The sequence below is a fragment of the Nocardioides sp. NPDC127514 genome (genome assembly GCF_040302125.1).
In the GTDB taxonomy this organism is placed as follows: domain Bacteria; phylum Actinomycetota; class Actinomycetes; order Propionibacteriales; family Nocardioidaceae; genus Nocardioides.
On the sequence record NZ_JBEORF010000050.1, the window covers coordinates 1 to 13,225 of the forward strand.

General features: G+C 67.4%; 10 protein-coding genes. 1 reads left to right on the plus strand and 9 read right to left on the minus strand.

The genetic code is table 11. The features are described from left to right. Positions 1-112: 112 nt before the first annotated feature. Complete coding sequence (locus ABTX24_RS28545) at positions 113-1,189, minus strand: mannose-1-phosphate guanylyltransferase (protein WP_350844489.1); 1,077 nt, start codon at positions 1,187-1,189, stop codon at positions 113-115. A gap of 106 nt (positions 1,190-1,295) precedes the next feature. On the opposite strand from ABTX24_RS28545, the gene ABTX24_RS28550 reads away from it, so the two are divergent. Then, a complete protein-coding gene (locus ABTX24_RS28550) occupies positions 1,296-2,003 on the plus strand; it encodes a TIGR03089 family protein (RefSeq protein ID WP_350844491.1) in 708 nt (235 codons plus the stop codon). Between the two features lie 571 nt (positions 2,004-2,574). On the opposite strand, the gene ABTX24_RS28555 is transcribed toward ABTX24_RS28550, so the two are convergent. The 8 genes from ABTX24_RS28555 to ABTX24_RS28590 form a co-directional block, all read right to left on the minus strand. Next, complete coding sequence (locus tag ABTX24_RS28555) at positions 2,575-4,695, minus strand: N-acetylmuramoyl-L-alanine amidase (protein WP_350844492.1); 2,121 nt, start codon at positions 4,693-4,695, stop codon at positions 2,575-2,577. A gap of 125 nt (positions 4,696-4,820) precedes the next feature. Further along, entirely contained in the window at positions 4,821-5,618 is a 798-nt protein-coding gene (locus ABTX24_RS28560; protein ID WP_160027271.1) for an ABC transporter ATP-binding protein, read from the minus strand. Next, positions 5,615-6,514 carry an ABC transporter permease gene (locus tag ABTX24_RS28565; RefSeq protein ID WP_160027269.1) on the minus strand — a complete coding sequence of 300 codons (900 nt, stop codon included), beginning with the start codon at positions 6,512-6,514 and terminating at the stop codon, positions 5,615-5,617. The genes ABTX24_RS28560 and ABTX24_RS28565 overlap by 4 nt, the downstream gene beginning before the upstream one ends. Continuing rightward, a complete protein-coding gene (locus ABTX24_RS28570) occupies positions 6,498-8,513 on the minus strand; it encodes a glycosyltransferase (RefSeq protein ID WP_160027267.1) in 2,016 nt (671 codons plus the stop codon). Before ABTX24_RS28570 ends, ABTX24_RS28565 begins: the two co-directional genes overlap by 17 nt. After that, complete coding sequence (gene glf, locus ABTX24_RS28575) at positions 8,510-9,703, minus strand: UDP-galactopyranose mutase (protein ID WP_160027265.1); 1,194 nt, start codon at positions 9,701-9,703, stop codon at positions 8,510-8,512. Before glf ends, ABTX24_RS28570 begins: the two co-directional genes overlap by 4 nt. A gap of 37 nt (positions 9,704-9,740) precedes the next feature. After that, positions 9,741-10,643, minus strand: coding sequence for a glycosyltransferase (locus tag ABTX24_RS28580; RefSeq protein ID WP_160027263.1), 903 nt, complete (start codon positions 10,641-10,643; stop codon positions 9,741-9,743). Next, the gene (locus ABTX24_RS28585) at positions 10,640-11,575 is read right to left on the minus strand and encodes a glycosyltransferase family 2 protein (protein ID WP_350715391.1); all 936 of its coding nucleotides are present in this window, start codon (positions 11,573-11,575) and stop codon (positions 10,640-10,642) included. Before ABTX24_RS28585 ends, ABTX24_RS28580 begins: the two co-directional genes overlap by 4 nt. Positions 11,576-11,649: 74 nt before the next feature. Then, complete coding sequence (locus ABTX24_RS28590) at positions 11,650-13,152, minus strand: LCP family protein (protein WP_350844495.1); 1,503 nt, start codon at positions 13,150-13,152, stop codon at positions 11,650-11,652. Positions 13,153-13,225: the final 73 nt, after the last annotated feature.

The window sequence follows — 13,225 nt, forward strand, 5'->3', positions numbered from 1 at the left end:
CCCCGAAGCGCTTCGAGGAACTCGATGTGCCGGTCGAGGAGAGTCGGCCATCTGCCCCCGTGCCTCGCGAAGCGAAGCGAGCGAGAGGGGGCGGATGCGCCGACTCGGCATTTCAGGTCAGGTCGGTGCGATCGGAGTCCTTGAGGGCGGCGACGATCTTCTTGACCTGCTGGGCGTGGGTGCGGGTGGTGACCAGGACGGCGTCGTCGGTGTCGACGACGACGATGTCCTCGAGGCCGATGAGGGCGATCATGCGGCCGGAGTGGGGCACGACCAGGCCGGTGGAGTCGAGGGCGTGGACGAGCGAGGCGTCGCCGAGGATCGTGGGGCCCTCGGGTGAGGCGGTGGCGGCGGCCTGGAGCAGCGTCGCGAGCGAGTCGAAGTCGCCGATGTCGTCCCAGCCGAGATCGGCAGGCACCGTGGCGACCTTGCCGGCGGCGGCAGCGGGCTCCGCGACCGCGTGGTCGACCGCGATCTTCGGCAGCGTCTCCCACAGCTCCTCGAGGCGCGACGGCTCGGCGGCGATGGCCCGCAGCCGCTCGGTGAAGCCGGGGTCCGACTCCGCGAGCAGCTCGAGGAGGACGGTGGGACGGACGACGAACATCCCGGCGTTCCAGCGGTAGCGCCCGGTCGCGAGGTAGCCGGCCGCGACCTCGGCCGACGGCTTCTCGACGAACTCGTCGACCAGGAAGGCCCCCGGGTGGCCGTCCAACCGCTTGCCCTCGGCGATGTAGCCGAACGCGGTCGAGGCGAAGGTCGGCGAGATCCCGATCGTGACCAGCCAGCCGTCCGCGGCGACCGCCGCGGCGCTGCGTACGGTCTCGTGGAAGTTGTCGATGTTGCGGATCACGTGGTCGGCCGCGAAGGAGCCCATCACGGCCTCCGGGTCGCGCCGCTCCAGGAAGGCTGCGGCCAGGCCGATCGCGGCCATCGAGTCGCGCCCGCTCGGCTCGGCCAGGATGGCGTCGTGAGGCACCTCGGGCAGCTGCTCGCACACGGCCCGCTCGTGGACCGCACCGGTCACCACCATGATGCCATCGGAGACGGGCTCGAGGCGGTCGTAGGTCTCCTGCAGGAGAGTACGTCCGTGGCCGGTGAGGTCGCGCAGGAACTTCGGCTCCGAGGACCGCGAGAGCGGCCACAGCCGGGTGCCGGCACCACCAGCGGGGATCACTGCCCAGAACGTCATGCCGCCACCTCCGTAGCGCACGTCGACGAATACGGAAGTGGCGGCATGATGGACCCGCTGGTCGCTCGCTGGCGCTCGCTCATGCCGCACACCTTAGGGTTTCGATGTGCAGACCTATCCCGAGACCCTCGCCCAAGCGCTCCGGACGGACCCGGGCGGTCCGTTCGTCACCTTCTACGACGAAGCGAGCGGCGAGCGCCAGGAGCTGTCGACCACGACGTACGCCAACTGGGTGGCCAAGGCCTCCGGCCTGCTCCTCGACGAGCACGGGCTCGAGCGCGGGGACAGCATCCGGATCGACCTGCCCACCCACTGGCTGGCCACCGTCTTCCTCGGCGCCGCCTGGAACACCGGACTCGTGGTGACCGACTCCGACAGCCCCGACGCCGTCGTCTGCGGCCCCGACACGCTGTCTGCCTGGGCGGATGACGCTGCGAAGCGGCCGACGCTGGCGTGCTCGCTGCTGCCGTTCGGCGTACGTTTCGCCGACCCGCTCCCCCAGGGCGTGCACGACGTCGGCATCGAGGTCTGGGGACAGCCGGACGCCTTCACCCCCTGGGACCCGCCGGCCGCGGACGACGCGGCCACCTCGTGGGACGGCGTCGAGACCAGCCACGCCGACCTGTTCGGCGGCGATGGGAAGGCCGTACGCCTGCTCTCCACCGTCCCCTCAGCCTCACCGGCCGGCGCCGAGCTCTTGGCCTCGCTGCTCGCCGGTGGCGGCTCGCTGGTGCTGGTCACCAACGCGACCGACGAGCGCGTGAAGGCCGTCGCCTCGAGCGAGCGCGCGACGCAATTCCCGGATCACTTTTAATGATGTCTCGATATTGGAAGTGCGACGTCGCAATATGTCGCGCCAACGCGCAGCACCCACGCATAAGTGCTCGATAATCCCGCTCTCCTCAGCCGGATAACATCCGTTTGGATTTCCGTTGTCGTGCAGAAAACGAATCGGCGCCAGTCCAGGATTCGTCATCCGGGACTGACGCCGACTGGGCGCCGGCGGGCACGATGAAGCGGCGCTCCACGGCTCCATAGGGCGGGTGGACCGTCTGGGAGCCGTGGCAGATCGAAGGCGCCGCCGGAGTGCCACGCAGCGTCATGTGTGGGCTACAGGCTGTTCAGAACAGCGATCACCGCTTGGATGATCGCGTCAATGATGCCGGGATCAGACATGAGCAGCCTCCTTTCCAAGTTCCCGAGAAACCCTAGAAATGCGAGACAGTCCTCGACAGAGAAGCGCGCTGCGTTCCCCCTGTCGCAAACTCGCCGTAAAACACAATAAGCACATATCGCGGGCTCTGTCCATGAAATCCCCCGGGCTTCCGCAATAGCGCCAATTCGCAACAACTGATTTCGGCGAGAATGCCTGCCGGATTCCGGTGCTACCCGAACTGGTCGTAGCCCCGCACGACGCCCATCTGGGACTTCCGGTCCCAGCCGCCGCTCTGGTCGTGCTCGTAGGCGAACCACATCCCGTCGGACTTGCGACGCAGCAGCAGGTCGCCGCCGGTGGAGGCCCCGCGCAGGTCCTTGGTCGCGAGGATGAAGTCGAAGACGCTGGTGTCGATCCCGGGGTCGGAGTAGGTGGTCAGGCCTCCGGGGCCGTTGGTGCGGAAGATCAGCAGCTTGCTCGAGGTCCTGACGACCACCTCGGGCGAGCCGTCGTCGGCGTAGAAGCGGCCGGCGCCGATGACCTGGGTCGAGCCGCTCACCGCGCTGCGCATCCGGTAGGACGCGCCCAAGGCGCTGGTGCCGCGCCCGGGCCAGACCCGGATCTCGCCGGTGGAGTGCTTGCCCACGAGGTCGGGACAGCCGTCACCGGTGATGTCGCTGACCACGTCGATGACCGAGACGGACTCGAAGCCGCGCCCGATGATGACGCCGGTGGCGAACGTCTCGGTGCCGTTGCCGCGGTTGACCCGGATCGTGCCGTCGGTGTGGCGGATCAGGATGTCGCCGTCGCCGTCGCGGTCCCAGTCACCGGCGTTCATCAAGGTGGCCGAGGTGCCACCGATCAGGTTCGTGGCCCGCGGCGTACCGAAGCGGGCGTTGCCGTCGGTGCGGATCACGACGATCCGCCGGTCGCCGGCCCGCCGGGCGACCAGGTCCGGGTAGCCACGGCCGCTGATCTGTGACTGCAGCTCGCGCGCCGCCCAGCTCGCCTGCTTCGAGCCCGCCTGCGAGCGGATCGTGCTCAGCTTGGCGTAGAGGTAGCGGCCCGGGCACGCGGTGGAGCCGGCGTCGCGATGGCCCATGATCGCGTACGGGAAGGTGCGGTCACCGATCCGGGTGGAGCCCTTGTTGCCGCGGACACCGTGCAGCGACAGCTTCCACGCGAACAGCGTCCCGAAGGCGTTCACCAGCGCGGTCGGCGGTGCGGCGTTGTCGAAGTTGCCGATCGCGGAGGCGCCGAAGGCGTAGCTGTTGTAGCCCGAGGTGTGAGCACCCACGACGGGTCGGTCGACGCCGCCGTAGCGGCCCTCCCAGATCCGGCCGAACTTGTCGATCAGGAAGTTGTAGCCGATGTCGCGCCAGCCGCGGCTCTGCACGTGGTAGGCGTAGATGCTCCGGATGATCCCCGGCACCTGGTCCCTGGTGTAGGAGTTGGTGTTGACGGTGTGGTGGACGAAGCCACCGCGGACCTCGTGGTAGTCGGGCGGGCCGGCCTCGCGCACGCTCTCGTCGGCACCCCACTGCCGACGGCTGTAGATGCTGGGTTTGGCGGTGTACGCCGCCGCCGACAGCGTCGCCGTCTCCCCCTGCTCGGCACTCGTGGTGCCCTGGTCGCCCGCCGCCGGCTCCGGCGCGTCATCTGCTCCGGTCTCGATCTCGGGTGACTCGCTGCGGCTCGCGTCCGCCTCGCCGGGCGTGATCACGGCCAGCCTGAGGTCGGCCGGCACCTGGGCACCGGTCAGCCGCAGCCGGGTCTGGACCTGGTCGACCTCGCCGACCACCGCCTCCATGGTGCCCGGCCTCGACCCGCCGGCCTCCGCGGAGTCCGGGTCAGGGGCATGGTCGTCGACGTGGACGTCCAACGCCTGCCAGTCGCTCCACGTCCCGTCCTCCAGCGTGCGTACGTCAGCCCCGATCGCCTCCTCCGGGACGACCGCGCCGGGCGCCCAGGTGAGTCCGACGGTCCCGAAGCCGTCCACCGGCTGCGGCAGGCTGGTGACGGTCACCGCATCGCGCGCAGAGGTGGCCTTCTGGGCCTCAGCGGTGATCCGTCCGGACATGCCGTGCCCGGAGGGTGCGGTCAGCGAGATCTCCTCGAGGTGGGCGTCGACCGGATCGGAGGGCACCTGCGCCGCTGACGGCACCGCCACCTGGCTCCCGGAGACGGGAACCTCGCCTGGACGGACCACCTTCAGGTCGACGACGGTGCTCGCCGGGACCAGCGCCGCCAGGACGAACCCGAGCACGAGCAGCTGCTGGGTCGAGGCGACATAGCGCGACCGAGCGCGCTCGACGTCGCTCGACTGCTCTTCTCCGGCCTGCGAATGCACGTATGGATCCCCCTGGTTCCGTAACACCAGGGAACATCTTTCACATCAGCCACAGAGGTTGGGAAGAGCCCGCAAAGAACTACAAACCTGTAATTCCTCGCGGGCTCTCCCCGTGCTGAACAGACTCAGACCTCTGCGCCGAGCGCGCTGTCGGCAGCCTCGAGCTGCTTGAGCTTGGCCGATCCCTTGGCGTCGTCCTCACCGTAGTGGAGGTACTCGATGCCCTCGTCGACGTCGCCGTCGAAGACCAGGCGGCCCTTCTCCAGGCAGATGACGCGGTCGCACATCCGCTTGACGGAGCCGGCGGCGTGGCTGACGTAGACCACGGTGCGGCCGCTGTCGCGGATCTCCTCCATCTTCTCCATGCACTTCTTCTTGAAGGGCTTGTCACCGACGGCGAGGACCTCGTCGGCGAGGAAGATGTCGGAGTCGATGTGGACGGCGACCGAGAACCCCAGACGCGAGTACTGCCCCGAGGAGTAGTTGCCGACCGGGGAGTTGAGGTGGTCGCCGAGCTCGGCGAAGTTCACCACGTCGTCGTAGATCTCGGCGGTCTCCTCGGCGGAGAGCCCGTAGATCGCGGCGTTGAGGAAGATGTTCTCCCGGCCTGACAGCTGCGGGTGGAAGCCCGCACCGGTCGCGATCAGGCCCGCGATCTGGCCACGCGTCTTCACGACGCCCTGGTCGGGTCGCATCACGCCGCTGATCAGCTTCAGCAGGGTCGACTTGCCCGAGCCGTTGAGGCCCATCAGGCCGACCGACTCGCCCTGCTTGATCGTGAAGGTGACGTCGTCCAGCGCCTTGAAGGTGTTGGAGACGGCCCGTCCCTTCATCTTGGCGACGGTGATGTCCTTGATGCTGCGGTGGTAGCGGAGCGTGAAGTTCTTGGTGACTCCGTCCACCACGATCGAGTCGGCGGTCATGTCAGACGCTCCGGAATCTTGTTCTCATGCTTGCTGAAGATCAGCTGGGCGATCACCAGCAGGACCAGCGAGACACCGAACGCACCCAGACCCCACATCCACAGATTCTCGGGCAGGTGCTCGGCGGCGGTCGCCTCCGGGTTCGGCGTCACCCCGACCCAGAAGGCCTGCTGGAAGAGCAGCACGGCGTCCGAGATCGGGTTGAGCAGGTAGATCCAGGACTTCTCGCCGAGCGCTTCCTGGATCATCGAGAACGGATACATCATCGGTACGCCGAACCGGATGTAGTTCGTCAGGATGTTGACCGCGCTGCCGAAGTCCCGGAAGAAGACGTTGGCCAGGCTGAAGACCAGCGCCAGGGCGGTGCCCAGTGCCATCACGATGCCGAGCGCGAGCAGGAGCGAGGGAATCGTCTCCCAGTTCGGCGTCCACCCGCTGAACAGACAGACGACGATGAGGATCAGCGTCGCCGGGACCAGGTGGTAGAGCGAGACCAGCATCGAGGCGACCGGGAACATCTCCTTCGGCATCGCCATCTTCTTCAGCAGACCCTTGTTGCCGAGCAGGGATCGCGTCCCTGCCCCGAAGGTCTCGGTGAAGAAGTGGACGATGACGAGCCCGGCGAACAGGTGGACCGGGTAGTTGTCCATCCCCTTGTCCGCGCCCATGATCTTGCCCATGAAGATCCAGTAGACGAGGAACTGCGTCAGCGGGTTGATGTAGGACCAGAAGACGCCGAGGATCGAGTTGGAGTAGCGACCGCTGATCTCCCGCTGCACGAGCAGCTTGAGGAGGTAGCGGCGCTTGAAGACCGAGAGCAGACCGAGGTTCTCCGCCGGCGGTGCCAGCGGCGCGTCGACGATCCGTACGGGGCGTTCATCAACTCCGGTTGCCATCGGACCCCTTCTCCTCAGCGACCAGCCACGGCTCGAAGGTCTTCTCCCATGCCTCCGGCGAGGTGAACTCGCTCAGCTTGGAGCGGTACTCCTCGGCCAGCTTCGGCCACTGGCGCTTGAGCCGGCGGTGCACCTTGATGGTGTCCTTCAGCATCTGGTTGAAGAGCTTCTTGTCGCGGCGGTAGAAGGCAGCGCCCTGCTGGTCGTTCATCGACACGATGGCGCTGTCGTACTTGGTGATCCGGTACCACTGGTTGTCCATCGCGGCGAGCTCGGCCTCGGGGAACTCCGTGGAGAGCTTGCGCGGCTTCATGATCTGCCGGATCGGCGCCTTGAGCGCGGCCAGCTTGACCTCGCGGCTGGTCGGGACCTCGGTGTCCTCCTTGCCCTTGCGCGGCGGCTTGTGGCGGCGCACGGGCGGGAACTCGTCACGGTCGGCCTTGAGCTGGGCGTCCGGGTAGTCCTTGACCATCTCGCGTACGGCCGGAAGCTGGGTCGCGAGGGTCTCGTGCAGCTTCTCGGGGCCGGCGAGCACGTCGAGCAGCGCCTGGTGGCGCAGCATGACCGTCGAGTACTGCATCGAGACCAAGTGCTTGATCTGGTGGGAGAACGACTCGGTGACCATGCGGCCGCCGTCGTCGTAGATCGAGTGCAGCAGCGCGGCCACGAAGCGGTTGCGCTGGTGGAAGTAGGACTGCCAGTCGAGGGCGTCGTTCTTGTCGGTCCACGGGACGTGCCACACGGCCGCACCCGGGAACGACACGGTCGGGAAGCCGGCGGCCTTGGCGCGCAGGCCGTACTCGGAGTCGTCCCACTTGATGAAGACCGGCAGCGAGAGCCCGATCTCCTCGATCACCTTGCGCGGGATCAGGCACATGAACCAGCCGTTGAAGTCCACGTCGACGCGCTTGTGCAGCCAGCGGGTCGAGCGCAGGTTGCGGGCGCCGAAGTCCCAGTCGCCGTAGACGCCGGGAGCCGACTGCCACCAGAAGCGCCACGGCTGGACGATCTCGCCGTAGGAGTGCAGGCGCGACTTGGCGTAGAGCGAGAACATGTGGCCACCGACGATGGTCGGCCGCTTGGCGAGGTCACCGAAGGTGATCGCGCGGATGATGCCCTCGGGCTCGCAGACGACGTCGTCGTCCATCATCAGGGCGTACGTCGCGGTGCCCTTGCGCAGCGACTCGAGCTGACCGCGCGCGTAGCCGCCGGAGCCACCCAGGTTGCCCTGCTCGATGATGTGCAGCAGGTCGCCCAGGGCCTTCTCGGCCGCGGGGAACTCGACGTCGTCGGCGACCTTCTTGGTGCCCTGCTCCATCACGAAGACGGTGTCGAGGTAGGGGCGCAGCGCCTCGTCCTCACCCATCTGCGCGAGCAGCTTGGCGCAGAAGTCGGGCTTGTTCATGGTGGTGACGCAGATGTCGACGGTGCCGTGCTCGGCACGGTCGTCGGGGACCTCCGCGGTCCACTCGGCCGAGGTGATGACGGCGTCCTCGTCGGAGGCGACCACGTCGTACCAGTACCAGCCGCCGTCGACGAACGGCTTCAGCGGCAGGTCGAAGGTGAAGGTGCCCTCGGGGTTGGTGCCGGTGTCGGCGGCGTCGACGCGCTGCGAGCGGCCGTTGGCCATCGACTTGTAGACGATGACGCTCGCGCCGCGACCCTGGAGGGCGACGGTCAGCTTCACGCTGTCGACCACGGTGTGCCGGCGCCAGTAGCTGGCCGGGAACGCGTTGAAGTAGGTGCCGAGCGAGAGCCGCTCGCTCTTCAGGATCCGCAGCGCCGTACGCGACTCGATCTGGTCGGGGTGGATCTGGGTCCCGTCGTTGATCGACTGGCGGATCTGGGCGTTGTTCAGCGCCTGGGCCGTCTTGTCGGAGCCGACCTCGTACTTGTCGGCGTCGAGGATGGCAGCCTGGTTGTCGACGTAGAGCGGGAGTACGTCGGAGTCACGGTCCAGGGGCAGGATCTGCCGCTGGAGCAGTCGGGTCACGCTCATTCGTCAACGCCTCCGGAGGTGAGCGGGGTGCCGTCCTCGAAGTGGGGACGGAGCTTGTTCTCGAACATGGTGAGCGCGGACGCGATCGCCATGTGCATGTCGAGGTACTTGTAGGTGCCGAGGCGGCCACCGAAGAGCACCATCGGCTCCTTCTTGGCCAGGTCGCGGTAGACCAGGATCTTCTCGCGGTTGTCGGCGGTGTTGATCGGGTAGTACGGCTCGTCGCCCTCCTGGGCGAAGCGGCTGTACTCCTTCACCACGATCGTCTTGCCGGGCTTGTAGCGGTCGGCACGCTCGGGGTGGAGGTGCTTGAACTCCAGCTCGCGGGTGAACGGGACCTCGGGGTCGTTGGCGTTGACCACGCCGGTGCCCTGGTAGTCGTCCACGTCGAGGATCTCGGACTCGAGGTCCACGGTGCGCCAGGAGAGCTTGCCGGCGGAGAAGCCGAAGTACTCGTCGACCGGGCCGGTGTAGACGATCGGGACCTTGCCCTTGAAGTCGTCGACCACGGTGAAGAAGTCGGTGTCGAGCATGACCGTGATGTTCGGGTGGTCGGCCATCCGCTCCAGCCACGCGGTGTAGCCGTCGACCGGGAGACCCTCGTACTTGTCGTTGAAGTAACGGTTGTCGAAGGTGTAGCGGACCGGGAGGCGCGTGATGATGTCCGGCGACAGCTCCTTGGGGTCCTTCTCCCACTGCTTGGCGGTGTAGCCCTTGATGAAGGCCTCGTAGAGCGGGCGGCCGATCAGCGAGATCGCCTTCTCCTCGAGGTTCTTGGCGTCCTCGGTGTTGAACTCGGAGGCCTGCTCCGCGATCAGCGCGCGCGCCTCGTCGGGGGTGTGGGACTTCCCGAAGAACTGGTTGATCAGCGCGAGGTTCATCGGCAGGGAGTAGACCTGCCCCTTGTACTTGCCGAACACCTTGTGCTTGTAGTCGGTGAAGTCGGTGAACTTCCGCACGTAGTTCCACACCTTCTCGTTGGAGGTGTGGAAGAGGTGGGTGCCGTACTTGTGCACCTCGATGCCGGTCTCCTCGTCGAACTCGGAGTAGGCGTTCCCACCGATGTGCGGACGGCGCTCGATGATGAGCACCTTCTTGTCCAGCTCGGTGGCGGCGCGCTCGGCGATGGTGAGGCCGAAGAGGCCGGAGCCGACGACGACGAGGTCAGGAGTGGTTTCAGGGAAGGACACGATCGCTCAGTCTAGGTCTCTGTGGGTAAGGGGTCGGTCAGGAGGAGGTGGGCAGGGTTCGCATGCCCCGCGCGGCGCGCAGGGCCTTGATCACGTTGACGGCCTCGTGCTTGCCGCCTCGCAGCGGGCTGAGGAGAACCACAGCCGCCGTGATGAGCCAGGGCTTGAGACGTACGAGGACGTTCTCGCCGTAGCGGAAGTGGACGACGAAGAGGTTGCGGTACATGTAGAAGCCCTTCCAGCCGGCCAGGTCGTGCTGCTGGCTGAAGTCGAGCTGTCGCACGAGCACCGCGTCGCGTACGGCCCAGATGGTGCGGCCGGCGCGGCGGGCGCGGATCGCGAGATCCACGTCGTCGTAGAAGATGAAGTAGGTGGGATCGGGAAGCCCGATCTCCTCCAGGACGGTGCGGCGGATCATGAAGCCCTCGAAGGCAACGTTCTCCACCGCGACCCGCTCCGGAAGCGCGTCGCGGGTCGGGTAGGTGTCCATGACCGAGGCGGTCTTGGGCTTGATCGCGAGCGGGTTGCGCAGGTCGAACTTCAGCGCGGCCAGCTCGATCAGCTTGCCGTTCTTGTCCTCACGCACCGAGAAGAGGCAGTCCTCGTCCTGGGCGAGCAGCACCTCGAGGCAGTCGTGGGCCGGGACGACGTCGTCGTCGATCAGGTAGAGGCGGTCCCAGCCCTGCTCGACCGCGGCCTTGGTGCCGAGGTGGAAGCCACCGGCGCCACCGAGGTTCTCCGGGCTGTCGATGACCTGCAGGTTGGGCGTGACGGCCTCGGCGAGGACCTGCGCGGTGTGGTCGGTGGAGGCGTTGTTGACGACGATCACCGCGTCGGCGGGCTGGTCGAGCTTGGTGAGCCCGTCGAGCAGCCCGCGCAGCATGTCGGCGCGGTTGTAGGTGACGACGACGATCGCGACCGTCTCACGGGTGGTGCTCAACGAAGGAACCTCTCGTGTCCACTGAAGTCCCCCCGGATGGCAGCCCACCACGCCTGCGCAGAGAGCCGGATCCGCTTCGGCTGCGGCTTGGTGAGCAGGTAGAACCATAGAGTCTTCGCCACGAAAGCCAAAGCGAAGGGCCACCCTCGGTAGTCGCGCAGGTTGAGCAGGTTGTTGCGCGCCATGCAGTAGTGCTTCAGGTCGCTCGGCGTGTGGTTGTACGTCGCCCTCCCCCACGCCATCGGGGTGCCGAGATCGCCGACGGACGGGTGGCGCACCTGAGCGCCGACGACGGTCGCGATCCGGGCCCCGGCCTTCTCGGCCCGGAGGCGGTATTCGTGGTCGTCGCCCCAGATGAAGTACTCGGCTCGGGGGTAGCCGATCCGCTCCACCAGGTCCCGGGTGACCAGGACCCCGTTGAACGGGATCACGATGTCCTTGATCAGGCCGTCGGTGGCGGCTGCCTCGACGTCGGCGAGCTGGTGCACGACCTTGGAGCGGCCCGGGAGCCTGATCGGAAACACCAGACGGCCGGGGTCACCCTCGTCGACGACGAGCGGCCCCCAGAAGTCGAGGTCGGTCTGCTTGAGCAGCAGCCCGAGGCAGTCGGTGTCGGGCAGGCCGTCGTCGTCCATCAGCCAGACCAGGTCGGCACCGCGCTCGATCGCCATCTCGAGGCCGTCGTGGAAGCCGCCGGCACCGCCGCTGTTGCGCTCCAGGGTGCGGGCGATCACCGGAACCTGGCGCTGGCCCGGCTCCTCGGCACCGTCGAGCTCGGCGAGCCACTGCGACGTACCGTCGGTGGAAGCGTTGTCGATGACGATCACCTCGTCGAGGCCGTCGACCACGTCGAGCCGCTCCAGCAGTCGCTGCAGCAGCTCGAGACGGTTGAAGGTCACCACGACGGCGGCGACACGATTGCTCCCTGGCACGGATCCAGACTAGCCGCGACCGCGGGGTATCCCGGGAATCAGCGAGTCGCTGTGACCTGCGCTTAACCCGTTGTTCAACACGCTGAGGCGAGGTCGTCGGTCTCGTTGGCCTGGTAACCCTTGTTGCGCGAGCCCAGGGAGCCGCCGGTGACCGGGCCGCCCTTGTCGGAGTCGCCGGTGGCCTTCGTCTTGTCCTTCGGCGCAGGTGCCTTCGTCTCGCCGTCGCCGCCGGTGCTCGGCGAGGCGAAGACCTCCTCCTTCTTCGGCGTGGCCTTCTTCACCGCCTTGCGCACCTCGGCGTGGATGTCGGACATGTCCGGGTCGGCGGTGTTGACCAGCGGAGGCACCAGCGAGAGCGTCGAGATCTTCTGCGACTTCGCCTTCAGCGCCAGCGCCGAGAACCGCTCGATCTCGCTCGGTGGGACCGAGGTGGTGATGGTGGAGCCGGTCGCCTTCGCGACGTCCTGGTAGTGGCGTACGACGTCAGCGGGACTGGTCTGCTGCAGGATCGCGTTGAGTACGCACTTCTGGCGGGCCATCCGGGAGTAGTCGTCGGAGTCGTGGCGGGCCCGGGCGTACCAGAGGGTCTCCCAGCCGTCGAGCTTCTTCGTGCCGGGCTCGATGTGGGTGTAGAAGCTGTCGGAGGGGAGCCCGACCGGGATCGGCTGGCGGACGTTCAGGGTGACTCCCCCGATGGCGTCCACGATCTCCTCGAAGCCGTTGAGGTCGACGATCGCGTAGTAGCTGATCTGCAGGTCGGTGATGCCCTCGACGGCGTCCACGGTGGCGGCCATCCCGGGGTCCTTCTCGCCCTTGTAGAGCTCCTTGTGCTCACCGGCCCAGGTGCTCACGCCGTTGAGGTAGCAGCCGCCGCAGTCGAAGCCGCGCGGGAACTCCTCGTCCATCGGCGAGCCGTCGTCGAAAGTGAAGTTCTGCATGTTGCGGGGCAGGCCGATGAGCACCGTACGTCCGGTCACGGCGTCGATGGAGGCGACCGTGAGCGAGTCGGGACGCAGGCCCCAGCGGGTCTTCCCGCCGTCGGAGTCGGCGCCGGCGAGCAGGACGTTGAAGCGGCCGTTGTGGGCCTCGGCGGCCTCGGCACCGGCGAAGATCGCCTCGACCATGCCCTTGTGGACGCCGACCAGGTGGGCGCCGAAGATCAGGGTCGCGGCCACGGAGAAGGCCAGCGCGCCGTTGATCGCGACCACGATGCGGCGCTGCTTGAGATCGAGCTCGAGCGGGCGGCCGAGCCGCCAGGCGTCGATGAAGAGCCCAGCCCAGGCGATGGCGCCGGCTATGAGCGCGATGCGGAACAGGCCCAGCAGCCACGGCGTCGTGCCGAGCCGGAAGATCAGGCCGTGCCACAGCAGGGAGATCCCGAAGACGAGGCCGGCGGTGATCGCGAGACCGATGACGGTCCAGATCGCGATCCGGCCGACGCGGCGGTTGCCAGCGACGAGCTGGGCGGACCCCGGCAGGAGCAGCGTGATGAGCAGCAGCGCCATGGCGCGACGGAACCGCACGCGGGAGGCGCGCTCGGCGGCCGTACGCTGGGGCCGGTAGTTCTGCTCAGCCATCTGGGGTCCCTCGAGTGATGAGTTTGCACCGCCAGTATCACCAGTCACACGAGTAACACGGTGGTGCGACGCG

Coding starts and splice junctions, on each gene's coding strand:
- ABTX24_RS28545 (WP_350844489.1), bottom strand. CDS start 1,189: ATGACGTTCTGGGCAGTGATCCCCGCTGGTGGTGCCGGCACCCGGCTG.
- ABTX24_RS28560 (WP_160027271.1), bottom strand. CDS start 5,618: ATGACCGCCGACTCGATCGTGGTGGACGGAGTCACCAAGAACTTCACG.
- ABTX24_RS28565 (WP_160027269.1), bottom strand. CDS start 6,514: ATGGCAACCGGAGTTGATGAACGCCCCGTACGGATCGTCGACGCGCCG.
- ABTX24_RS28570 (WP_160027267.1), bottom strand. CDS start 8,513: ATGAGCGTGACCCGACTGCTCCAGCGGCAGATCCTGCCCCTGGACCGT.
- ABTX24_RS28590 (WP_350844495.1), bottom strand. CDS start 13,152: ATGGCTGAGCAGAACTACCGGCCCCAGCGTACGGCCGCCGAGCGCGCC.